This window comes from Streptomyces sp. NPDC048506, assembly GCF_040651315.1.
Lineage (GTDB): Bacteria > Actinomycetota > Actinomycetes > Streptomycetales > Streptomycetaceae > Streptomyces.
Genome location: NZ_JBEZIX010000004.1, coordinates 19671 through 40239, shown reverse-complemented (window position 1 = coordinate 40239; position 20569 = coordinate 19671). Strand labels below are relative to the sequence as shown.

Annotated in this window: 19 protein-coding genes; 13 read left to right on the top strand and 6 right to left on the bottom strand. The window is 71.6% G+C overall.

The features are described 5' to 3' along the window. Nucleotides 1–55: 55 nt before the first annotated feature. From AB0C96_RS04060 to AB0C96_RS04050, 3 genes are all read left to right on the top strand, one after another. Nucleotides 56–817: an SDR family NAD(P)-dependent oxidoreductase gene (locus AB0C96_RS04060; RefSeq protein WP_362913749.1), complete on the top strand. Its 762-nt coding sequence runs from the start codon at nucleotides 56–58 to the stop codon at nucleotides 815–817. Then, complete coding sequence (locus AB0C96_RS04055) at nucleotides 796–1884, top strand: low specificity L-threonine aldolase (protein WP_362913427.1); 1089 nt, start codon at nucleotides 796–798, stop codon at nucleotides 1882–1884. The genes AB0C96_RS04060 and AB0C96_RS04055 overlap by 22 nt, the downstream gene beginning before the upstream one ends. A 248-nt stretch (nucleotides 1885–2132) precedes the next feature. Next, on the top strand, nucleotides 2133–2840 hold the full coding sequence (locus AB0C96_RS04050) for a phenylalanine--tRNA ligase beta subunit-related protein (protein WP_362913425.1): 708 nt from the start codon (nucleotides 2133–2135) through the stop codon (nucleotides 2838–2840). A gap of 37 nt (nucleotides 2841–2877) precedes the next feature. On the opposite strand, the gene AB0C96_RS04045 is transcribed toward AB0C96_RS04050, so the two are convergent. Then, the gene (locus AB0C96_RS04045; RefSeq protein ID WP_362913423.1) at nucleotides 2878–3585 is read right to left on the bottom strand and encodes a lysophospholipid acyltransferase family protein; all 708 of its coding nucleotides are present in this window, start codon (nucleotides 3583–3585) and stop codon (nucleotides 2878–2880) included. Between the two features lie 158 nt (nucleotides 3586–3743). After that, complete coding sequence (locus tag AB0C96_RS04040) at nucleotides 3744–4166, bottom strand: DUF4395 domain-containing protein (RefSeq protein WP_362913421.1); 423 nt, start codon at nucleotides 4164–4166, stop codon at nucleotides 3744–3746. Between the two features lie 75 nt (nucleotides 4167–4241). Here AB0C96_RS04040 and AB0C96_RS04035 point away from each other — a divergent pair, with 75 nt between their 5' ends. From AB0C96_RS04035 to AB0C96_RS04020, 4 genes are all read left to right on the top strand, one after another. Beyond that, nucleotides 4242–4688: a thioredoxin family protein gene (locus AB0C96_RS04035; protein ID WP_362913419.1), complete on the top strand. Its 447-nt coding sequence runs from the start codon at nucleotides 4242–4244 to the stop codon at nucleotides 4686–4688. A 225-nt stretch (nucleotides 4689–4913) separates the two neighbouring features. Further along, nucleotides 4914–5420, top strand: coding sequence for a flavin reductase family protein (locus tag AB0C96_RS04030; protein WP_362913418.1), 507 nt, complete (start codon nucleotides 4914–4916; stop codon nucleotides 5418–5420). 212 nt (nucleotides 5421–5632) lie between these two features. Next, nucleotides 5633–6421: an electron transfer flavoprotein subunit beta/FixA family protein gene (locus AB0C96_RS04025; protein ID WP_362913416.1), complete on the top strand. Its 789-nt coding sequence runs from the start codon at nucleotides 5633–5635 to the stop codon at nucleotides 6419–6421. Nucleotides 6422–6472: 51 nt separating this feature from the next. Then, the gene (locus tag AB0C96_RS04020; RefSeq protein ID WP_362913414.1) at nucleotides 6473–7435 is read left to right on the top strand and encodes an electron transfer flavoprotein subunit alpha/FixB family protein; all 963 of its coding nucleotides are present in this window, start codon (nucleotides 6473–6475) and stop codon (nucleotides 7433–7435) included. Nucleotides 7436–7541: 106 nt separating this feature from the next. Here AB0C96_RS04020 and AB0C96_RS04015 read toward each other — a convergent pair whose 3' ends face one another. Next, the gene (locus AB0C96_RS04015) at nucleotides 7542–7856 is read right to left on the bottom strand and encodes a putative quinol monooxygenase (RefSeq protein ID WP_362913412.1); all 315 of its coding nucleotides are present in this window, start codon (nucleotides 7854–7856) and stop codon (nucleotides 7542–7544) included. Nucleotides 7857–7952: 96 nt separating this feature from the next. Further along, nucleotides 7953–8471 (bottom strand): DinB family protein, encoded by a 519-nt coding sequence (locus AB0C96_RS04010; RefSeq protein ID WP_362913411.1) that lies wholly within the window; start codon nucleotides 8469–8471, stop codon nucleotides 7953–7955. 204 nt (nucleotides 8472–8675) lie between these two features. Here AB0C96_RS04010 and AB0C96_RS04005 point away from each other — a divergent pair, with 204 nt between their 5' ends. Further along, nucleotides 8676–9989 (top strand): aldolase/citrate lyase family protein, encoded by a 1314-nt coding sequence (locus tag AB0C96_RS04005; protein ID WP_362913409.1) that lies wholly within the window; start codon nucleotides 8676–8678, stop codon nucleotides 9987–9989. Nucleotides 9990–10466: 477 nt separating this feature from the next. On the opposite strand, the gene AB0C96_RS04000 is transcribed toward AB0C96_RS04005, so the two are convergent. Beyond that, nucleotides 10467–11504, bottom strand: a complete 1038-nt coding sequence (locus AB0C96_RS04000) for a LacI family DNA-binding transcriptional regulator (protein ID WP_362913407.1) — start codon at nucleotides 11502–11504, stop codon at nucleotides 10467–10469. 142 nt (nucleotides 11505–11646) lie between these two features. Between AB0C96_RS04000 and AB0C96_RS03995 the strand changes: the two genes are divergently transcribed. Both AB0C96_RS03995 and AB0C96_RS03990 read left to right on the top strand, forming a co-directional pair. Beyond that, on the top strand, nucleotides 11647–12603 hold the full coding sequence (locus AB0C96_RS03995; protein WP_362913405.1) for an ROK family protein: 957 nt from the start codon (nucleotides 11647–11649) through the stop codon (nucleotides 12601–12603). Between the two features lie 136 nt (nucleotides 12604–12739). Next, nucleotides 12740–14953 carry a serine/threonine-protein kinase gene (locus tag AB0C96_RS03990; RefSeq protein WP_362913404.1) on the top strand — a complete coding sequence of 738 codons (2214 nt, stop codon included), beginning with the start codon at nucleotides 12740–12742 and terminating at the stop codon, nucleotides 14951–14953. A 69-nt stretch (nucleotides 14954–15022) separates the two neighbouring features. Here AB0C96_RS03990 and AB0C96_RS03985 read toward each other — a convergent pair whose 3' ends face one another. Further along, nucleotides 15023–17083: an NPCBM/NEW2 domain-containing protein gene (locus AB0C96_RS03985; protein ID WP_362913403.1), complete on the bottom strand. Its 2061-nt coding sequence runs from the start codon at nucleotides 17081–17083 to the stop codon at nucleotides 15023–15025. Between the two features lie 270 nt (nucleotides 17084–17353). Here AB0C96_RS03985 and AB0C96_RS03980 point away from each other — a divergent pair, with 270 nt between their 5' ends. The 3 genes from AB0C96_RS03980 (at nucleotide 17354) to AB0C96_RS03970 (ending at nucleotide 20498) form a co-directional block, all read left to right on the top strand. Continuing rightward, entirely contained in the window at nucleotides 17354–18610 is a 1257-nt protein-coding gene (locus AB0C96_RS03980; RefSeq protein WP_362913747.1) for an ABC transporter substrate-binding protein, read from the top strand. A gap of 77 nt (nucleotides 18611–18687) precedes the next feature. Then, nucleotides 18688–19599, top strand: a complete 912-nt coding sequence (locus tag AB0C96_RS03975; protein ID WP_362913402.1) for a sugar ABC transporter permease — start codon at nucleotides 18688–18690, stop codon at nucleotides 19597–19599. Beyond that, the gene (locus AB0C96_RS03970; protein ID WP_362913401.1) at nucleotides 19596–20498 is read left to right on the top strand and encodes a carbohydrate ABC transporter permease; all 903 of its coding nucleotides are present in this window, start codon (nucleotides 19596–19598) and stop codon (nucleotides 20496–20498) included. Before AB0C96_RS03975 ends, AB0C96_RS03970 begins: the two co-directional genes overlap by 4 nt. The last annotated feature ends 71 nt before the right edge of the window (nucleotides 20499–20569 follow it).

The window sequence follows — 20569 nt, the reverse complement described above, 5'->3', positions numbered from 1 at the left end:
CGACCGGAACGACCGGCCGAAGGCCGTCCAGCAGCAGGACGAGGAGGCGACGGAGATGGTTACTTCGACGGGCGGCCAGGGGCCGCTGGAGGGCGCGGTCATCGCAGTGGCGGGGGCGGCCGGACCGGCCGGCCGGGCCACCCTGCTGCGGCTGGCCGAAGCGGGCGCGGTGGTCGTCGGCTCTGACTCCAACCCCGAGCGGCTGGCGGAGGCCGTGGACGCGGCCCGCTACGCACACGGCGGCGCCACGGTGATAGGGGACACCGTCGACCTCCTCGACCTGGATCAGACCCGTGAATGGGCGGCCCGTACGGAGAAGGAGTTCGGCCGGATCGACGGTCTGGTACACCTGGTCGGCGGCTGGCGCGGCTCGTCGACCTTCGCGGAGACCGACCTGGCGGACTGGGACGTCCTGCACAAGCTGTTGATCCGCACCGTCCAGCACACCTCCCTCGCCTTCCAGGACGCCCTGGAGCGGAGCGGCAACGGCCGCTTCGTGCTGATCAGCGCGGCGGGGGCGTCCAAGCCCACCGGCGGAAACGCCGCCTATGCGTCCGCCAAGGCCGCGGCCGAGGCGTGGACGCTCGCCCTGGCGGACGGCTTCCGCAAGTCGGGGGGTGAGCAGGGGCCGGACGCAGCGGCTGCCATCCTGATCGTGAAGGCGCTCGTCAACGACCAGATGCGCGCCGAGCGACCGAACGCAAAGTTCGCGGGCTTCACGGACGTCACGGAGCTGGCCGAGGCCATCGCCGGGGTCTGGAGCCGGCCCGCGCAGGAAGTGAATGGAAAGCGTCTGTGGCTGACCCCCGAGCCGTGACCGGAGCGAAGACCGACGCCCGGCAGCACCACGACCCAGAGATACGTGGCTTCGCCAGCGACAACTACGCGGGTGTCCACCCGGAGGTGCTCGCCGCGATCGCCCTCGCCAACGGAGGGCACCAGATCGCCTACGGCGAGGACGACTACACCGCGCACCTCCAGCGGGTCTTCCGCAGCCACTTCGGGCAGCGCGCCCAGGCGTTCCCGGTGTTCAACGGCACCGGCGCCAACGTCGTCGCCCTCCAGGCCGTGACCGACCGCTGGGGCGCGGTGATCGCCGCCGAGACCGCGCACATCAACGTCGACGAGGGCGGTGCGCCCGAGCGGGTCGGCGGGCTGAAGCTGCTGACCGTACCGACCGAGGACGGCAAGCTCACCCCCGAGCTGATCGACCGCCAGGCGTGGGGCTGGGAGGACGAGCACCGCGCCATGCCGCAGGTCGTCTCGATCGCCCAGAGCACGGAGCTGGGCACGGTCTACACGCCCGAGGAGGTCCGGGCGATCTGCGAGCACGCGCACGAGCGCGGCATGGTGGTGCATCTGGACGGTTCGCGGATAGCCAACGCCGCGGCCACGCTCGACGTCCCGATGCGGGCCTTCACCAATGCGGTCGGCGTCGACATCCTCTCGTACGGCGGGACGAAGAACGGCGCCGTCTTCGGCGAGGCCGTGGTGGTGCTCAACCCCGACCGGGTGCGGGCGATGAAGCACCTGCGCAAGCTGTCCATGCAGCTGGCCTCCAAGATGCGCTTCGTCTCGGTCCAGTTGGAGGCCCTGCTCGCCAAGGACCTGTGGCTGCGCAACGCCCGGCACGCCAACACCATGGCGCAGCGGCTGGCGGCCGGCGTCCGGGAGATCGACGGGGTGAAGATCCTCTACCCCGTGCAGTCGAACGCGGTCTTCGCGCGGTTGCCGCACGACGTCAGCGAGCGGCTTCAGAAGCGCTACCGCTTCTACTTCTGGGACGAGCAGGCCGGCGACGTGCGGTGGATGTGCGCCTTCGACACCATGGAAGAGGACGTCGACGGGTTCCTCGCGGCGCTGCGGGAGGAGATGGCTCGCTAGCCGCGCGCCGGATCCCCCACCCGGCGGGCGTGGTGCGTTTGCGGGAGGGGCCGCTCCTCGGGACGACGTCCCGAGGAGCGGCCCCTCCCGTGCGTGGGGGTGGCGGGCGTGGTTCGCGCACCACTCGGGGTTCGCGCACCACTGACAGTGAGTGCAGTGGACTGGACTGCTCGGTGCTATTTGCTGAACCGTGCCCGAGCGTGCTCCAATGCCTCCACGCATCCCACCGCACTCCGAGGAATGGCCCGATGCCCAGCGAGTCCCTGTCCCTGCACGTTTCCGACGAGGTGCGCACGCTGGCGCCCGGCTTCGGCTATCTCGCCGTCGAAGCGCGCGGACTGACCAACGGGCCCAGCGACACGGCCGGCGCGGCGCTCCTGGACGAGGCCACGCGTCGGCTCACCGAGCGCCTCGACGGGCGCGCTCCGCAGGACGATCCGCACATCGCCGCCTGGCGCGCCGCGTACACCGCCTTCGGCAGCAAGCCGTCGCGGACCCGTAACTCCGCCGAGGCGCTCGCCAGGCGTGCCCTCGCCGACGGCGGACTGCCGCGCATCAACCGGCTCGTCGACGTCTACAACGCCCTCAGCGTCGCCCACCTCATCCCCGTCGGCGGTGAGGATCTGGACCGCATCCAGGGCGGGATGAGGCTCGTACGGGCCACCGGCGACGAGCCGTTCGCCACCGCGGCCGGCGGTGCCGAGGTCGTCGAGCACCCCGACGCGGGCGAGGTGGTCTGGTGCGACGACGCGGGCGTCACCTGCCGCCGCTGGAACTGGCGCCAGGGCGTCCGTACCCGGCTGACCGAGGACTCCGTCAGCGCCCTCTTCCTGCTGGAGCGGATGGCCCCGATGGGCCTCGACGCGCTGCGGGCCGCGGGCGCCGAACTCGCCGAGGCGCTCCAGAAGGCCTGCCCCGACGCCCGGATCGAGATCGGGGACGTCCGGACCGCATGATCACGGTCGGCCGGCCCGGGTGGGCCGGCCGGCGCCGTTACGCCCCGGGTGCCGGTGCGGTGCCGCCGAGGTGGGCGGGGACCCACCAGGTGTCGTCCGGACCCTTGGGGCGTACCGGGTAGGCGCGCTGGGCCGCCTCCAGCAGGTCCTGCACCCGGGACCGCAGACGGTCGGTGATCTTCTCGGCCTGCTCGGCCGGATCGGCCTCGAGCGGCTCGCCGACCCGGATGGTTATCGGGAAGTGGTTGCGGCCCAGGTTGCGCTTGTGGCCCTTGGTCCACAGTCGCTGGGTGCCCCACAGCGCCACCGGCAGCAGCGGTACGCCGGCCTCCTGCGCCAGTCGCGCCGCACCCGACTTGAAGTTCTTCAGGGTGAACGACTCGGAGATCGTCGCCTCCGGGAAGACACCGATGATCTCGCCCGAACGCAGCGCGGACAGCGCGTGCTTGTAGGCGTGCATCCCCTGGGCGCGGTCCACCGGAATGTGCTTCATCGCCCGCATCAACGGCCCCGACACCTTGTGCCGGAACACCGACTCCTTCGCCATGAAGCGCACCAGTCGCTTGGCGGGCCGCGCCGCCAGGCCGGCGAAGACGAAGTCCAGGTACCCGATGTGATTGCTCACCAGGACCGCCCCGCCGCGGCGCGGAATGTGGTCCGTCCCGGCGATGTCGAACTTGAGGTCGAGCGCCTTGAAGACGGTACGCGCGGCGCCGATCACGGGCGGATAGACGAGCTCTGCCATTGTGCGGGGGACCCCTTTTCCGTGCCTGGGGAGGGTTCTCCCGGCGGAAACCTACGCAGCCGTAACTGCGGCTTTCGGGAGATCGTGCCCCATCGCGGCCGCGGCGGCCAGCGTCCCGGGCGCCGCGGTCGGGAGATTCTCGTCACGTGGCGACCGGATCAGCCGGTCGCCCTCCGCAACAGAAGATACATCTCGCACCCCAGGCAGTACCCGAAAGCGGCGTTGAGGAAGGCCGCCGCGAACGCGCAGGCGGTGGCCGCGAGTCCCAGCCACTGCGGTCCCACGGCGTACCCGACGAGCCCCACCAGGGCGAAGAACAGCCCGACGCTCTGGGCGAAGCGCGGCGGAGCGGCGTCCTCGAACGCGGACGGCGGGGACAGCCGCGGGCGGACCGCCACCCTGAACAGCCAGGCGTAGGGCGCGTGCTGGACGCCCGCCAGCGCCCCCACGGCGAAGACCAGCGCCTGGAAGGCGAGCAGCCGGTCGCTGCCGCTGATGAGCACGGCCGCCAGTACGACGGTCGTCAGCACCGCCCCGAACCTCGCGCCCCGTACGTCCACCACAGTCCTGTCCGCAGTCATGCCCCCACCCTCCCGCAGACCGGGCCGTTCGTGGGGCCGGGAATCTTTGCGGTCTCGTGAACGCTGCACCCGGAGATGACAGGACTCATGGTGTGCATCGCGGTACTCGTGGCGGCGAGCGCCTTCGGCGTGTGGCACCAACGCCGTAACGGGAGGCTGACGGTGCAGAAGCGGAAAAACCTGGATGATCAGGACGATGGGGACGGGCTGCCGCGGCTGGGCGCGGCCGAGATCGGCGCGGAGCTGGGGGAGCGGGCCACCCTCCTCCAGTTCTCCAGTGCCTTCTGCCAACCCTGCCGGGCCACCCGCCGCACCCTCGCCGAGGTCGCCGGCATGGTCGAGGGGGTGGCGCACGTCGAGATCGACGCGGAGGACCACCTCGACCTCGTGCGGGAGCTGAACGTCCTGCGGACCCCCACGGTGCTCGTCCTCGACGCGGCCGGCCGGATCGTGCGCCGCGCCTCGGGCCAGCCCCGCAAGGCCGATGTCATCGCGGCGCTCGGGGCGGCCGTCCGTGATTGATCTCCCAGATGCCGGGTGGCCCTTGACGCTGTGGGTCACGCATCGTCACTCTGACGTGATGCGGCAAGGATTCCTTCTCTACGGACGCGCCCACGTGGACCTGCTGCGGACCGCCAGTGCCCGCTGTCCGGGCGTGTGAGCACCGACGACACCCCAGCCGCCGGCCCCCGTACGGCCGGCCCAGGCCCTGCCTCGGCTCGTCCGCCCCAGCAGAAGGACAACTCCATGACGGCCTCGCCCGATCTCGGTACGCCCCGCACCGCCTCCCCCGAACTCCTGCGCTCCGTCTTCCGGCAGCACGCCGCCGGCGTCGCGGTGATCACCGCACACGGCTCCGGCCCGGTCGGCTTCACCGCCACCTCCCTCACCTCCGTCGCCGCCGAACCGCCGCTGCTGTCGTTCGGCATCGGCACCGGCGCATCGAGTTGGCCGACCGTCTCCGAGGCCGCGTACATAGGGGTCCACATACTCGGCGAGCACCAGCAGGAGCTGGCCGCCACCTTCGCGCGCAGCGGCGCCGACCGCTTCGGGCCGGCCACCTCCTGGCGGACGGGTCCCGAGGGCGTGCCCCTGCTGGACGGCGTGCTGGCCTGGCTGGTGTGCCGGGTCGTGGCACGGGTGCCGGCCGGCGACCACCGGATCGTCCTCGCCCAGCCCGTCGTCGGCGACCCCTCGGTGCCCGGCCGTCCCCTCCTCTACCACCAGGGCCGCTTCAACGCGCTGCGGGACTGAGGGGTTCCTGCGCGGTGCCTGTTTCCCGCGTTCGGGGCCGTTGGCAAGGTCACATTTCGACGGCCTTGATTCGGGGCACAAGACTGGATGTACTGGCGAGTAATATGACGGTCGGCGTGGGGAACCGCATCCGACCGGGAGCCGCCCCAACAGGCGCCTATGCTGCCAACACAAGGCAGTTCTGAAGAGACGAAGCAGGTAGGAGAGCCGGCGTGAGCTTGAGGATCGTTGTCTGTGTGAAGTACGTGCCCGACGCCACCGGCGACCGGCACTTCGCCGAGGACCTGACCGTCGACCGTGACGACGTGGACGGTCTGCTCTCGGAGCTCGACGAGTACGCGGTCGAGCAGGCCCTTCAGATCAAGGAAGCCGCCGACGACGACGCGGAGATCACGGTCCTGACCGTCGGCCCCGAGGACGCCAACGACGCGCTGCGCAAGGCCCTGTCGATGGGTGCCGACAAGGCCGTCCACGTCGAGGACGACGACCTGCACGGCACCGACGCGCTCGGCACCTCGCTCGTGCTCGCCAAGGCCATCGAGAAGACCGGCTACGACCTGGTCGTCTGCGGTATGGCCTCCACCGACGGCACGATGGGCGTGCTGCCGGCGCTGCTCGCCGAGCGGCTGAACGTCCCTCAGGTCACCCTGCTCTCCGAGGTTTCCGTCGCCGGCGGCAAGGTCACCGGCCGCCGGGACGGCGACACCGCCAGCGAGCAGCTGGAGGCCGCGCTGCCGGCTGTCGTGTCCGTCACCGACCAGTCGGGTGAGGCGCGCTACCCCTCCTTCAAGGGCATCATGGCCGCCAAGAAGAAGCCGGTGGAGTCCCTGGACCTGGACGACCTGGAGATCGACGCGGACGAGGTCGGCCTGGAGGGCGCCTGGACCAAGGTCGAGGACGCGGCCGAGCGCCCGGCCCGTACGGCGGGCACGATCGTCGAGGACGCGGGCGAGGGCGGCAAGCAGCTCGCCGAGTTCCTCGCGGGCCAGAAGTTCATCTAAGGCCCGTCCGCACCTCAACCGCCCGCATTCTTCCCGCAGGAGAGCAATCCCATGGCTGAAGTCCTTGTCTACGTCGACCACGTGGACGGCGCCGTCCGCAAGCCCACCCTCGAACTGCTCACCCTCGCCCGCCGCATCGGCGAGCCGGTAGCCGTCCACCTCGGCGCGAACGCCGAGGAGGCCGCCAAGGTCCTCGCCGAGCACGGCGCGGTGAAGGTGCTGACCGCCGACGCTCCCGAGTTCGCCGAGTACCTCGTCGCCCCCAAGGTCGACGCGCTCCAGGCCGCCTACGACGCGGTCTCCCCGGCTGCTGTGCTGCTGCCGTCCTCCGCCGAGGGCAAGGAGATCGGTGCCCGCCTCGCGGTGCGCATCGGCTCCGGCATCATCACCGACGCCGTCGACCTGGAGGCCGGCGACGAGGGCCCGGTGGCGACCCAGTCCGTCTTCGCGGCCTCGTACACCACCAAGTCCCGCGTCAGCAAGGGCACCCCGGTCATCACCGTCAAGCCCAACTCGGCCGCTCCGGAGGCCGCGCCGGCCGCCGGCACCGTCGAGCAGCTCGCGGTGACCATCGCGGACTCCTCCAAGGGCACCAAGATCGTCTCGCGCACGCCGCGCGAGTCGACCGGCCGCCCGGAGCTGACCGAGGCCGCGATCGTGGTCTCCGGTGGCCGCGGCGTCAACGGCGCCGAGAACTTCCCGGTCATCGAGGCCCTCGCCGACTCGCTCGGCGCGGCCGTCGGTGCCTCGCGCGCCGCGGTGGACGCCGGCTGGTACCCGCACACCAACCAGGTCGGCCAGACCGGTAAGTCGGTCTCGCCGCAGCTGTACATCGCGGCGGGCATCTCCGGCGCGATCCAGCACCGCGCCGGTATGCAGACCTCGAAGACCATCGTCGCCATCAACAAGGACTCCGAGGCGCCGATCTTCGACCTGGTCGACTACGGGGTCGTCGGCGACCTCTTCGACGTCGTCCCGGCCCTCACCGAAGAGGTCAAGGCCCGCAAGGGCTGAACCCGTCCGGCCCCTCGGGGTCGCTTCGGCAGACGCCTGGGGCCGCGGCCCCAGGCACGAGGCCCCGTACGCGCGCTGCGTACGGGGCCTCGTGCTTCTGGGCGCCTCAGGTGTTGGGCAGTCGGTCCTTGCCCGGTTCGCCGGCCGGTACCGGCTGGAGCACCGCGATGTCCAACGGCGCGGCCAGCGCCTCCGCGATCTCCGCGCCCAGCGCCTCCAGTGCCGGCCCCGCCGAGTGCGCGTCGAGGCTCGCCTGGTCGGCCCAGTTCTCGATGACGGTGACGCGGTCGTCGCCGGCGTGCGCCGCGTAGAGCAGGCAGCCGGGCTCGGCGTGCACGGCGGGGGCGTGCCGGCGGAACGCATCGAGGACGTGGTCACGGCGGCCGGGCTTGGTCCTGATGGTGGCGACGACTACGGGCACGGGTCCTCCTGTGGTGCGACGGCCGACGTGGTCCGGGCATGGGCGGCAGTGCCCGTGGCCGGACCGCGGCCGTGATCGTGTTCCAGAGCGGTGATCTTAGTCGCCCGTCACTCCGTCGATCTGTTCGCGCAGCAGATCCGCATGCCCGTTGTGGCGTGCGTACTCCTCTATCAAGTGGACGTAGATCCAGCGCAGGGAGAGCGTGCGGCCACCCGAGGCCTGGAACGTCTCGTCCAGCCCGTGGTCCGCCACCGCCGCGTCACAGGCGTCGATCTCGGCGCGGAAGGTGGCGAAGTCCGCCTCGGCGGTGGCCGGGTCGAGGTCGTTGAAGTCGGCGTCGGGGTCGTCCTTGGTGGCGTAGAGGGCGCTGACCTGCTCCCCGACGAAGCGCCGGCGGAACCAGACGCGTTCGACCCACGCCATGTGGCGCACCAGGCCGAGCAGGGTGAGGGTGGACGGCGCGCTGCTGGCCTTTATGAGCTGGTCGGCGCTGAGGCCGGCGCACTTGGTGAGCAGGGTGTCGCGGTGGTAGTCGAGCCAGCCCTGAAGCATCTGCCGTTCGCCGGCGACGGTCGGGAGGTCTCTGCGCGTGAGGGAGGGAGCGATCCAGGTCATGACGGCGATTGTGGCGGCGATGATCGCGGGGCGCCATGGGGTTTCCGGGCGGTGGCGCCGCGCCCGTGACCTGCGCCGCCTCGGCGCGGGGGGTGTTGACCTCGCCAACTGACCCGGATAACTTCGCTCTACGGATTGTTGATTCCATTAAGCGGAAAAACGTGCGGGCGAGGGTCCCGGGCGTCACCACCGGGAGGGTATCGAATGGGGCAGCAGGAGACCGTGGCGACGAGCCTCGCGGACACCGTACGCGAGGGGATCGGAGCCGCCCTCGCCGAGGTGGACGCGGACCTGGCCCGCCGCTACCCCGGAGACCCCGGCACCCGCCAGCCGGTGCACACGGTCTACGTCCCCGGCGACGTCTTCGCCGCCGACACCCTGCGCTCCTGGGGGGACCAGGCGCTAGCCGCCCTCGACGAGCACGCCCCCGACGCCGACGCCCTCGCCGCCGTCCTCGGTCTGCCCGACGAACTCGCCGCCGACGTCCACGACCGCGTCCGCGCCAAGCTGACCCGCGAGCCCGTCGAGGACCTGCGGATCGACTTCGAGGACGGCTACGGGCCACGCCCCGACGCCGAGGAGGACGAGGCCGCCGCCCGCGCCGCCGCTCTGGTCGCCGAGGCCTTCCGTGGGGGCACCTCCCGGCCGGAGGCTGGGGGAGGCACCGCGGCCCCCTACATGGGCATCCGCATGAAGTGCATGGAGGCCGCCGTCCGGGACCGCGGCATCCGTACCCTCGACATCTTCCTCACCGGCCTCATGGCGGCCGGCGGACTGCCCGACGGCCTCGTCCTCACGCTCCCCAAGGTCACCTACGCGGAGCAGGTCACCGCCATGGTCCGGCTGTTGGAGGCCTTCGAGAAGGCGCATGGCCTGGAGAGCGGCCGGATCGGCTTCGAGATCCAGATCGAGACCACCCAGGCGATCCTGGGCGCCGACGGCCGCGCCACCGTCGCCCGCATGATCGAGGCGGCCGAGGGCCGCGCCACCTCCCTGCACTACGGCACCTTCGACTACAGCGCCTCCTGCGGCGTCAGCGCCGCCCACCAGTCCCTCGACCACCCGGTGGCCGACCACGCCAAGGCCGTGATGCAGGTGGCCGCCGCGGGCACCGGCGTCCGGCTGTCCGACGGCTCGACGAACGTGCTGCCGGTCGGCCCCACCGCCCAGGTGCACGACGCCTGGCGGCTCCACCACGGCCTGGTCCGCCGCTCGCTGGCGCGCGCCTACTACCAGGGCTGGGACATGCACCCGGGCCATCTGCCGACCCGCTACGCGGCGGTCTACGCCTTCTACCGCGAGGGCCTGGAGCAGGCCGCGGCCCGGCTCGCCGCGTACGTGGCCAAGGCCGGCGGCGACGTCATGGACGAGCCCGCCACCGCCAAGGCGCTCAGCGGCTACCTGCTGCGCGGCCTGGACTGCGGCGCGGTCGACTCCGCCGAGGTCACCCGCCTCACCGGGTTGAGCCGGGGGGAACTTGAGGTGCTCACCGGCCGGCGGTCCGCTGCGCTTGGCTGACCTCCCACGTTTTTGGCTTTCCCGCCGTGGCCTGGCGGCCGGCGTTCTCCCCACGTTGTTCGCCTTCTCGCCGTGGGTGTTGCTCGCCGTTGCGCCTGCGGCGGGCGGGGGTTTGTCGGGTGCGGTGCCGGGCCTCCGGGGTAGGGGTGTGGGACTGCTTCGCTTTACGTCCCACACCCCTGCCCCTCCGGCCCGTCCCCTCCCGCGAGTGGGAGGAAAGGCGGTCGTGGGGGCGGGTGCGAGTGGTCCACTGCACGTAGACGACGCTCTACGGGCACCCCCACCGGTCTTCTCCACCCATCCACGGGAGGGGGCGGACCGCAGGACGAAGTCCGGAGGGGCGCACCCGCAGCCGAACAGCCCCGCGCAGCGGCAACCGCCCGCCGCAGGCGCAATGGCGAGAAAGCCGACAACGGCCGGCCGCCAGGCCAAACGGCGAGCAACATCCACGGCGGGGCGGCCGAAAACGTGGGGAGGTCAAGCCAAGGGCAAGATCTCGCCGGAGCCGCGGGCGATCAGGCGGGTGGGGATCTCCACGCTGTGCGGGGGCTCGGCGATGCCTTCGAGGCGGCGGAAGAGCAGGCCGGCGGCGGTCCGGCCCATGCGGGCCGGGTCCTGGGCGACGACCGTGATCGCGGGCCGGACGAGGTCGGCCAGCTCGAAGTCGTCGAAGCCGACGAGCGCGACCGGCCGGGGGCGTTCGCCGAGGACGCGGACGGCGGTGACGGTGACGCGGTTGTTGCCCGCGAAGAGCGCGGTGACCGGCTCGGGGGCGTCCAGCATCGCGGTGGCGGCGGCGCGCACCCGGTCTGGGGCGGTGGAGCCCAGGGAGACCCAGGAGTCGTCAACGGGCAGGCCGGCGGCGGCCATTGCGGTGCGATAGCCGCGCAGCCGCTCTCGCGCGGTGTGGATCCGCGGCTGGTCGCCGATGAAGCCGATCCGGCGGTGGCCGTGGGCGATGAGGTGGGCCACCGCGTCCTGTGCGCCACCGAAGTTGTCGGAGAGCACGGCATCGGCGTCGATCCGGCCGGCCGGGCGGTCCACGAACACGGTCGCCATGCCGGCCGCGATCTCCGGTTCGAGGTACCGGTGGTCGTCACCGGCCGGGATGACGACCAGGCCGTCGACCCGCCGGGCGCAGAGCGCGAGCACCAACTCCTGTTCGCGGGCCGGGTCCTCGGCGCTGGAGCCGTTGATCAGCAGGGCGCCGTGGCTGCGGGCGACCTCCTCTACGGCGCGACTGAGCGGGCCGTAGAAGGGGTCGGCGAGGTCCTCCAGTACGAGGCCGATGCTGGCCGTACGGCCCTTGCGCAGGATGCGGGCGGAGTCGTTGCGGCGGAAGCCCAGGGCCGTGATGGATTCCTGGACGCGCCGTTCGGTGTCCGGGGTGACGCCCGGTTCGCCGTTGACCACACGGGAGACCGTCTTGAGGCCGACCCCGGCGCGCGCCGCGACATCCTTCATCGTGGGCCGGGTGCCATAGCGGCGGGACGTGCCCCGCGCGGTGTCGGTCACGGTGTGCGGTCCTGTTTCTCTCGGCGTCGAGGTGTGGCGTCGAGCATAGCCTCTAGACAACGTTGTCAATCGAGGGAAGACTGGCGTTCACATGCCGGGCCGGTACCCCCGGCCCCCAGGCCCACCAGGAGATTCCACACCGATGCAGACGGACCTCAGCGCAGCGTTGGACATTGGCGGCACCAAGATCGCCGGCGCTCTGGTGGACGCGGACGGCAGACTGGTCGTTCGGGCCGGTCGGCCCACCCCGGCCGGCGCGGACGGGGCGACGGTGATGCGCGCGGTGGCGGAGGTGGTCCGGGAGCTGTCCGCGGGGCCCCACTGGGCGCGGGTGGCGTCGGTCGGCATCGGCAGTGCGGGCCCGGTGGACGCCGTGGCCGGCACGGTCAGCCCGGTCAACATCCCCGGCTGGCGCGACTTCCCACTGGTGGCCGGGGTCCGGGAGCTGGTCGGCGAGCGCCCGGTGGTGCTGGTGGGCGACGGCGTGGCGATGACCGCGGCCGAGCACTGGCAGGGTGCCGCGCGCGGCCACGCCAATGCGCTGTGCATGGTCGTGTCCACGGGCGTGGGTGGGGGGTTGGTCCTCAACGGGCGGTTGCACCCGGGTCCGACGGGCAACGCCGGGCACATCGGCCACATCAGCGTCGATCTGGACGGGGACCTCTGCCCGTGCGGGGCCCGTGGCTGTGTCGAGCGGATCGCCAGCGGCCCCAACATCGCCCGCCGGGCGCTGGCCAACGGCTGGCTGCCGGGCCCCGACGGGGACGCCAGTGCGGCCGCGGTCGCCGCGTCCGCCCGCGCGGGGGACGGGATCGCGCTGCGCTCCTTCGAGCGTGCCGCCCAGGCGCTGGCGGCCGGGATCGCGGCCACCGCCACGCTCGTCGAGATCGACATCGCGGTCATCGGCGGCGGGGTCGCGGGCGCGGGGGACGTCCTCTTCGCCCCGCTGCGCTCGGCGCTGCGCGACTACGCGACGCTGTCGTTCGTCTCGGGGCTGACGGTCGTACCCGCCCAAATGGGGACGGACGCCGGGGTGGTGGGCGCCGCCGCGGCCGCTGCACAACAGTCCCGTCTCGATGCCTTCGCCCCTGCACCCTGACGGCACCCACGGGCCCCCGCGCGCCCCGTAGTCTGGTGCCGACCGCACCGTGCGCCGATGCACGACGACGCTTCGTCGACGTGCGGGCGGGCACGGCGTACCGGCAGAGCTACGGGTATCGAGGGGATCGGCGACGGTGACACCGGGGGAGCGCGAGCAGCACGGGGCGGACGAGGCCGGTGGCGCGAGCGCCCCGAGCGGGCCCGGGGCGGCGGGCGGCACCCCGCCGCCGGACGCCGGCAGTGGTGCGGCCGACGGCGCGCCGGTGGCCGCCGCCGCGAGCGGGCCGGCGCCCGGCACCGACGCCGATCTGACCGGGCGTGTGCTCGGCGGCCGGTACCGGGTGACCGGACGGATCGGGCGCGGTGGCATGGGGGTGGTCTGCCGCGCCGTCGACGAGGTGCTGGGCCGTGAGGTCGCGGTGAAGGTCCTGCGTGCCTACACCGATGCCTCCGCCCCCGAACTTGCCGACCTGCGTACCCGTATGCAGCGCGAGGCGCGGGCCGCGGCGCGCATCCGGCACTCCGGTGTGGTCACCGTCCACGACGTCATCGACGAGGACGGCCGGCCGGTCATCGTGATGGAGCTGGTGGACGGCCCGTCGCTGGACGACGCCCTGGAGCAGCGCAGCCTCGACCCCCGGGAGATCGCCCGGATCGGTGCCGAGGTGATGGACGCCCTGGACGCCGCCCATCAGGTCGGCGTGCTGCACCGCGATGTGAAGCCGGGCAACGTCCTGTTGGACGGCTGGGGGCACCGCCCAGGCCGTTCAGGCACTGGGGGAGGGCGCGTGGTGCTCACCGACTTCGGCATCGCCAGCATCGAGGCGCCCGGTGACGGTGCGACCACCAACATCACCCGCAGCGGCGAACTGGTCGGCTCGCTCGACTACTTGCCGCCCGAGCGGGCGCAGGGCCAGGACCCCACTCCGGCTTCGGACATCTGGTCGCTGGGCATGACGCTGTACGCGGCCGTCGAGGGCGGTGGCGCGCCGTTCCGCCGGACCTCGGTGTGGTCGACGCTCACCGCGATCGTCACCGAGCCGCTGCCCGAGCCGCGCCGGGCCGGCCCGCTCACCCCCGTTCTGCACGCCCTGATGGCCAAGAACCCGGCCGACCGGCCGTCCGCCGCGCAGGCCCGGAGCCTGTTGCGGGCGGTGGCCGAGGGCCGCGAGCCCGCGCCGATGCCGACGCCCGGCGCGCCGCACCTGCCCACGGCGACGGACCTGCGGGCGGTCGCCCCGCCGCCTCCGCCACAGCCGTTCGACCCGCCGGCCGACGCCGCCGGTGCCACTTGTGCCGGGGGCGCGGCCGGCCCTGCCGGAGGTGCCAACGCGGCTGGGCCACCGGCTGGTTGGCCGGCGGGTGGCCCCGGAGGCCAGGGGCAGTCCCCGTCGGCGCCGGCCCCGCAGCCCATGTCCGCGCAGACGCCGCCCGCCGCCCCCGCCCCTGCGCAGGCGCCGGGGTTCTCCTACTCCACCGCCGGCCAGGCGTGCGATCCGCCCGGTGTGGTGGCGGGTCCGCCGGTCGGCAGTACGGAGACGCATCCGTACCGGGGGAGCCCGTCCGAGCGGGACACCGAGCGGCTGCCGGCCCGTGGGCGCCGCCGTGTCGTGCTCGCCGTGGCTGCGGTGCTCGCCGTGCTGGCGGCCGGCGGCGGGGTGACGTATGCGCTGGTCGGCGGCGGCCCGAGCGACACCGTCGCGAACGGCGGGCGGGAGTCGGCGGCGCCGGCTTCGACACCCGGTGGGCCGGGCACACCGAGCGTGGCCACCGGCAGGACCGATCCCAAGCACCCGGAGCGGGAGGCCGGCAAGGGGAAGGGCGACGGGCGGGGCGCGTCGCCGTCCACGTCCGGCAAGCCCTCGGACGGCGGAGCGTCCCCGGCCCCCGGGCCCGGTGGCGCGGACGGAGGTTCCGGCACCACCGGCGGCGGTACGAGCGGCGGCCACGGCGGTACCGACGGCGGCACCGCCTCGGGTGGTGCGCACGGCGGCGGCTCCGGCGGCACGGACGGTTCCGGGGGCACCACCGCCACCGGCGGCAGCGGCGGCGACCCGACGCCGTCGACGTCGTGCGTGTCCATCGGCGGTGGCAAGACCAACTGCGACGTCTGGCGCACCGCGAACTCGTACACCCAGTCCTTCCAGCAGGTCGGCACCCTGAACATGGGCACCAACTACTTCTACTGCCAGGCGCAGTTGGGGCGCCGTGAGACGTACGGGAAGTGGACCAACGTCTGGTGGGCCAAGACCGACGACGACAGCGGCAACACAGGGGTCTATGTGAGCGTCGTCTACCTCAAGGGCGGCGCGAACGACCAGCCCATCCCCGGACTGCCGGTCTGCTGACCCGCGCTCGCGAAGGCCGGCTGCCGGGGGCCGTACGCCCGCCCGGCAGCCGGCCGCTCGATGCGCCGCTCAGCAGGTGAACGTGGCGTCCGCCCAGTCGGCGTGGTCGTAGTCGATGCCGTCCCCGCCGTCGGTCACCACGAGCCGGACGGTCCGGGCCCCGGCGATCGAGGCGTGGACCGCCGTGGCGGCGTCCGTGCCGGTCACCGTGCCGGTCCCGGCGACGCGGGCGCCGTCGGCCCACACCTCGAAGCGGACCGAGCCCCGGTCGCCGACCTCGTCGTCGATCCCGACCCGGGCGTTGAAGGCGGTACAGCGCCCGCCGGTGTAGAAGCCGACCTCGCTGGTCGCATGGGTGCCCAGGCCCGTCGCGAAGCCGGTGCCGCCGATGCTGATCGGCCGGCCGTCGCCGGCGTCGCTCTCCCCGACGCTGGTGTCCTTCTCGACCGGGCCCCAGCCGTTGCCGGCGGTCAGCCAGGGCAGCGCGGCGGCGCTGGTGGTCCCGGCCGGCGGCGGTACCACGATGTGGGCGGTGCCGGGCAGGGTGGCGGTGACCCGCGCACCGCGGGGTGAGCGGTAGGCGGCGGTGAGCGGCAGGGCGTAGCGGCCGGGTGCGGCGCCGGCCGGTGCGGTGATCCGCCAGCGGGTGGTGAGCGCCCGTCCGCCGGGCAGCGCACGGGAGGTCGCGGGCGAGGTGGCCTTGACCTGCCAGCCCCGTGGGGCACGGAGCGTCACGGTGAGCTGCTCGGCGGGGGTGCCGCCGAGATTGCGCACCGTGGAGCGGAGACCGGTGGGGGTGCCGGCCTCGACCAGCGGCGTACGGTCGGTGCCGGTCTCGACGGCGGGCGGGTAGCTCGCCCAGTGCGCGTCGGCGGTGACGCGGTAGACGACGGTGCCGTGGGCGGGCACGGTCGCGGAGACGGTGCCGGTGGTGTGGGTGTCGTGGTGCTGCCACAGGTCGCGCAGCCGGTAGCCGGCGGCCTGTGGGAGGCCCGCGGCGGCGGCGGTGGTGGAGATCCGCTGCGGTTGGTCGGTCTCGTTGAACAGCGCCACCGCACGGGCGCCGTCGGCCAGTTGCTTGACCAGCGTCCAGCGGCCGGATTCGGAGGCCAGCACGGTGGCCTGCTTGCCCAGGGCGTCCTGGTCGAGGGCGATGACGTCTTTGTTCGACAGGATCTCGAAGGTCTCCGGGGCGGCCTTGCGCAGATCGGAGCCGATCAGCAGCGGCGCGGACATCATCGACCACAGGGAGAAGTGGGTGCGGTACTCGGTGTCGGTCATCCCGCCGTTGCCGATCTCCAGCATGTCGGGGTCGTTCCAGTGCCCGGGGCCGGCGTACGGCGCCAGCGGCAGGTTCTGCTTGGCGATGCCGAGCATGCTCGACCAGGAGTCACTGATGTCGCCGGTGGTACGCCACAGATGGCCTACGTCCGACGCCCACTCCCAGGGCTTGTTCTCGCCCCATTCGCAGATGCTGTAGACGATGGGGCGCCCGGTGGCCTTCAGCGCGTCCCGCATGGTGCGGTACCGCTGCTTGGCGTCCACGCCCAGGTTATTGCAGTTGTCGTACTTGAGGTAGTCCACGCCCCAGTCGGCGAACTGCTGGGCGTCGGACCGCTCGTGGCCGAGTCCGCCGGGGAAGCCGGCCGGGTTGCAGGTCTTGATGCCGGCGCTGGTGTAGATGCCGAATTTCAGGCCCTTGGAGTGCACATAGTCGGCGACCGCCTTGATGCCGTGCGGAAAGCGCTGCGGATCCGGTACGAGCTTGCCGTTCCCGTCGCGCGTGGGCAGCGCCCAGCAGTCGTCGAGATTGACGTACTGATAGCCGGCGTCCTTGAGGCCCTTGGCGAGGAACAGGTCGGCGATGCCCTTGACCATGTCCTCGTTGAACTCCGCGCGGCAGTTGGTGGAGTTCCAGTTGTTGAAGCCCATCGGGGGTGTCGCGGCGAGCCCGCCGGGGAGCCGGGGCGCCGGGGTGGGGCGCGGGGCGCCGGCGGGGCTCGGGGCGGGGGGCGTGTTCGCCGCGGCTGGCAGGGCGGTCACCCCGGCCGTACACAGCAACGCGGCGGACAGCGCTCCGACGATTCTTCGGTGGCGCCGCCCGTGGCTGGTGCGGAAGTGAACGCGCATGGTTCGCGTCCTCCGTCTTCGTGAGAGGTGTGTGTGGGGACGTGTACCTGTCACTGGCGAGTGTTTACGGTAGGGCTTGTTGGAGTCTGTTGGAAGAGGAGCGGTAACGGTTCCCTCTTGGCCTGTCAAAACCCTTGACGCACCGTCCCGTTCGGAGTGAGATCCCACCACTCGCGTTCGGTTCTGTTTGGTTCCACCCCTGAGGAGGGGGACATGGCCCAGTCAACGTTCAGCGGCGCAGCCGCGTACGGGGGAGCGGTAGGACGTCGGATGTCCCGCCGGACGCTGCTGAGGGGCGCGGCGCTCGGCGCGGGTGCCGTGGCCCTCCCGTCCCTGCTCACCGCATGCGGCGGCGGCCCCGACGGCATCACGATCGGTTCCAACGCCTCGGACGCCGTGCCGAAGAAGGCGTTCGCAGAGGCCTTCGCGGCCTACGAGAAGAAGTCGAAGAAGACGGTGAAGGTCAACACCGTCAATCACGAGAACTTCCAGGAGAACATCAACCGTTATCTCCAGGGCTCCCCCGACGACGTGTTCATGTGGTTCGCCGGAAACCGCATGCAGTACTTCGCGCAGAAGGGACTGCTCACCGACATCAGCGACCTCTGGCGGGACTTCGACGGATTCTCCGCGGCGCTGAAGAAACAGTCGACGGGCCTGGACGGCAAGCAGTACCTGGTGCCGTACTACTACTATCCCTGGGCCGTTTTCCACCGGAAGAGCGTGTTCCAGGAAAAGGGGTACGACGTCCCCAAGACCTTCGACCAGTACCGGGCGCTCGCCCGGCAGATGCAGAAGGACGGGCTGGTGCCGTTCGCCTTCGGCGACAAGGACGGCTGGCCGGCGATGGGCACCTTCGACTACCTCAATATGCGCGCCAACGGCTACGACTTCCACATCGCGCTGATGCGGGGCCAGAAATCCTGGAACAGCCCGCAGGTCAAGCAGGTCTTCGACCTGTGGCGCGGACTGCTGCCCTACCACCAAAAGGGCGCCAACGGCCGCACCTGGCAGGAGGCCACACAGGCCCTGGCGCAGAAGAAGGCAGGCATGACCGTTCTCGGACTTCCGCACCCCGGGCAGCAGTTCAGCCCCGCCGACCGCGCGGACCTGGACTTCTTCCCCTTCCCGGAAATCGACCCGGCGCACGGACAGGACGCCGTCGAGGCGCCGATCGACGGATTTCTGATGTCGAAGAAGGCCAGGGACAAGGACGGCGCGAAGGACCTGTTGACGTTCCTCGCCACGCCCGCGGCGGAGGACGTCTACCTGAAGTCCGACCCCAACAACATCGCGGTCAACAGCGGGGCGAACACCGCCGCCTACACCCCGTTGCAGAAGAAAGCCGTCCAACTCGTCGCGGGCGCCCGGCAGATATCGCAGTTCATGGACCGCGACACCCGGCCCGATTTCGCCTCGACCGTGATGATCCAGGCGATCCAGCGGTTCCTCAACGCGCCGGACGACATCGACGGCCTGGTGAACGACATCGAACGCCAGAAGAAGCAGATCTTCGCGGCCGAGTGAGCGCGCCGCCCGATGGCCACCACAGGCGCACCGCCGGTCGACGGCCGTGCACCGTGAACGACGGGGAGCGAACCGCCGTGCCGAAAACCCCCGTACGGCACGCCGGACGGCCGAGAGCGCGGCGGCACACCCGCCGCGACCTCGCCGTCCTCGGCGTGCTGCTGGGCGTACCGATCCTGCTCGACCTCACCCTGATCTGGGGTCCGACGCTCGCCTCCGTCGGCCTGTCCTTCACCACCTGGGACGGCATCGGCGACATCCACTGGGCCGGACTGAAGAATTACCAGGACCTCTTCACCGATTACCCACAGTTCTGGCCGGCGGTCCGCCACAACCTGCTGTGGCTGGCCTTTCTGGGGCTGCTCGCCGCGCCCTTCGGCCTGTTGCTCGCCGTCCTCATCGACCGCGGCGTACGCTTCAGCCGCTTCTACCAGTCGACGCTCTACATGCCGGTGGTGCTCTCGCTCGCGGTCGTCGGCTTCATCGCCCAGCTGATTCTCTCCCGGGACCAGGGCGCGCTGAACGCCGTCATCGGCGGAAAGAATCCCACCGACTGGCTGGGAGACCCCGGACTCAACATCTGGATGGTGCTGCTGGCCGCCTGCTGGCGGCACACCGGCTACGTCATGATTCTCTATCTCGCCGGCCTGAAATCCGTGGACCCCAGCCTCAAAGAGGCCGCCGCCATCGACGGCGCGAGCGAACGGCAGGCATTCTTCCGGGTCGTCCTGCCCACCCTGCGGCCGGTGAACGTCATCGTCGGCGTCATCACCGTCATCGAGTCGCTGCGCGCCTTCGACATCGTCTACGCCGTCAACAAGGGCCGCAACGGCCTGGAACTGCTGTCCGTACTCGTCACCGACAACATCGTCGGAGAGGCCAGCCGGATCGGATTCGGCTCGGCGATCGCCGTGGTCCTGCTCCTGGTCTCACTGGGCTTCATCGTGACCTATCTCGTCCAGGAAATCCGAGGGGAGCAGCACCGATGACCGTCCTCCCTGCCCCGCGCCCGGCGCCCGGCCGCCCCGTCCCGGCCCGACCCCGCGGACGGTTCGGCGTCCAGATCTTCCTGCTCGCCGTCTCCCTGGCCTTCCTCGCCCCGCTGCTCCTGGCCGTCTACGCCTCGCTGCGCCCCTACGAGGAGACCGCCGCACACGGCTACTTCTCCCTCCCGCGCCACCTCTCCTTCGACTACTACCGCCAGGCATTCGTCGACTCCGGAATGAGCAAGTACTTCCTCAACTCACTCCTCATCGCCGTTCCCGGAGTCCTGCTCACCCTCTTCCTCGCATCCTTCGTGGCCTTCGCCGTGTCCCGGCTGCGCATCCGTTTCGGCGTCGTCCTGCTGATGGTCTTCACCGCCGGAAACCTGCTGCCCCAACAGGTGATCGTCACCCCGCTCTACGTCCTGTTCAACAGGATTCCGTTGCCGTACTGGATGTCCGACTCGATGACGCTGTACGACTCCCTCTGGGCCGTCATCGCGGTACAGATCGCCTTCCAACTCGGTTTCTGCGTCTTCGTCCTGGCGAATTTCATGCGCACCCTGCCGCGGGAAATCCTGGAGGCCGCGATCGTCGACGGCGCCGGTGTCTGGACGCAGTACCGGCGCGTCACCCTTCCGCTCTGCCGCCCCGCATTGGCCGCGCTGGGCACCCTGCAATTCACCTGGATGTACAACGACTTCCTCTGGGGCCTGGTCTTCCTCTCCGACGGCGACAAACTCCCGGTCACCTCGGCGCTGAACAATCTGCGCGGCCAGTTCTTCACCGACTACAACCTGCTCGCGGCGGGCTCCATCCTCGTCGCGCTACCGACGATCCTGGTCTTCCTGCTCCTCCAGCGGCATTTCATCGCCGGACTGACGCTGGGCGCGAGCAAGGGGTAGCGGCCGTGCGAGGCAGCGATCGCGGCCCGCCCGACGCGCCGCCGTCATATGCGGATTCCGGTATGCCGGCG

Bases quoted from the DNA above. Each gene is read 5' to 3' on its own strand.
- AB0C96_RS03995 (WP_362913405.1), top strand. From the start codon at position 11,647: ATGCAGACGGACCTCAGCGCAGCGTTGGACATTGGCGGCACCAAGATC.
- AB0C96_RS04040 (WP_362913421.1), bottom strand. From the start codon at position 4,166: ATGACTGCGGACAGGACTGTGGTGGACGTACGGGGCGCGAGGTTCGGG.
- AB0C96_RS04010 (WP_362913411.1), bottom strand. From the start codon at position 8,471: ATGACCTGGATCGCTCCCTCCCTCACGCGCAGAGACCTCCCGACCGTC.
- AB0C96_RS04020 (WP_362913414.1), top strand. From the start codon at position 6,473: ATGGCTGAAGTCCTTGTCTACGTCGACCACGTGGACGGCGCCGTCCGC.
- AB0C96_RS04045 (WP_362913423.1), bottom strand. From the start codon at position 3,585: ATGGCAGAGCTCGTCTATCCGCCCGTGATCGGCGCCGCGCGTACCGTC.
- AB0C96_RS03980 (WP_362913747.1), top strand. From the start codon at position 17,354: ATGTCCCGCCGGACGCTGCTGAGGGGCGCGGCGCTCGGCGCGGGTGCC.
- AB0C96_RS04060 (WP_362913749.1), top strand. From the start codon at position 56: ATGGTTACTTCGACGGGCGGCCAGGGGCCGCTGGAGGGCGCGGTCATC.
- AB0C96_RS04005 (WP_362913409.1), top strand. From the start codon at position 8,676: ATGGGGCAGCAGGAGACCGTGGCGACGAGCCTCGCGGACACCGTACGC.
- AB0C96_RS03970 (WP_362913401.1), top strand. From the start codon at position 19,596: ATGACCGTCCTCCCTGCCCCGCGCCCGGCGCCCGGCCGCCCCGTCCCG.
- AB0C96_RS04050 (WP_362913425.1), top strand. From the start codon at position 2,133: ATGCCCAGCGAGTCCCTGTCCCTGCACGTTTCCGACGAGGTGCGCACG.
- AB0C96_RS04030 (WP_362913418.1), top strand. From the start codon at position 4,914: ATGACGGCCTCGCCCGATCTCGGTACGCCCCGCACCGCCTCCCCCGAA.
- AB0C96_RS03985 (WP_362913403.1), bottom strand. From the start codon at position 17,083: ATGCGCGTTCACTTCCGCACCAGCCACGGGCGGCGCCACCGAAGAATC.
- AB0C96_RS04035 (WP_362913419.1), top strand. From the start codon at position 4,242: ATGACAGGACTCATGGTGTGCATCGCGGTACTCGTGGCGGCGAGCGCC.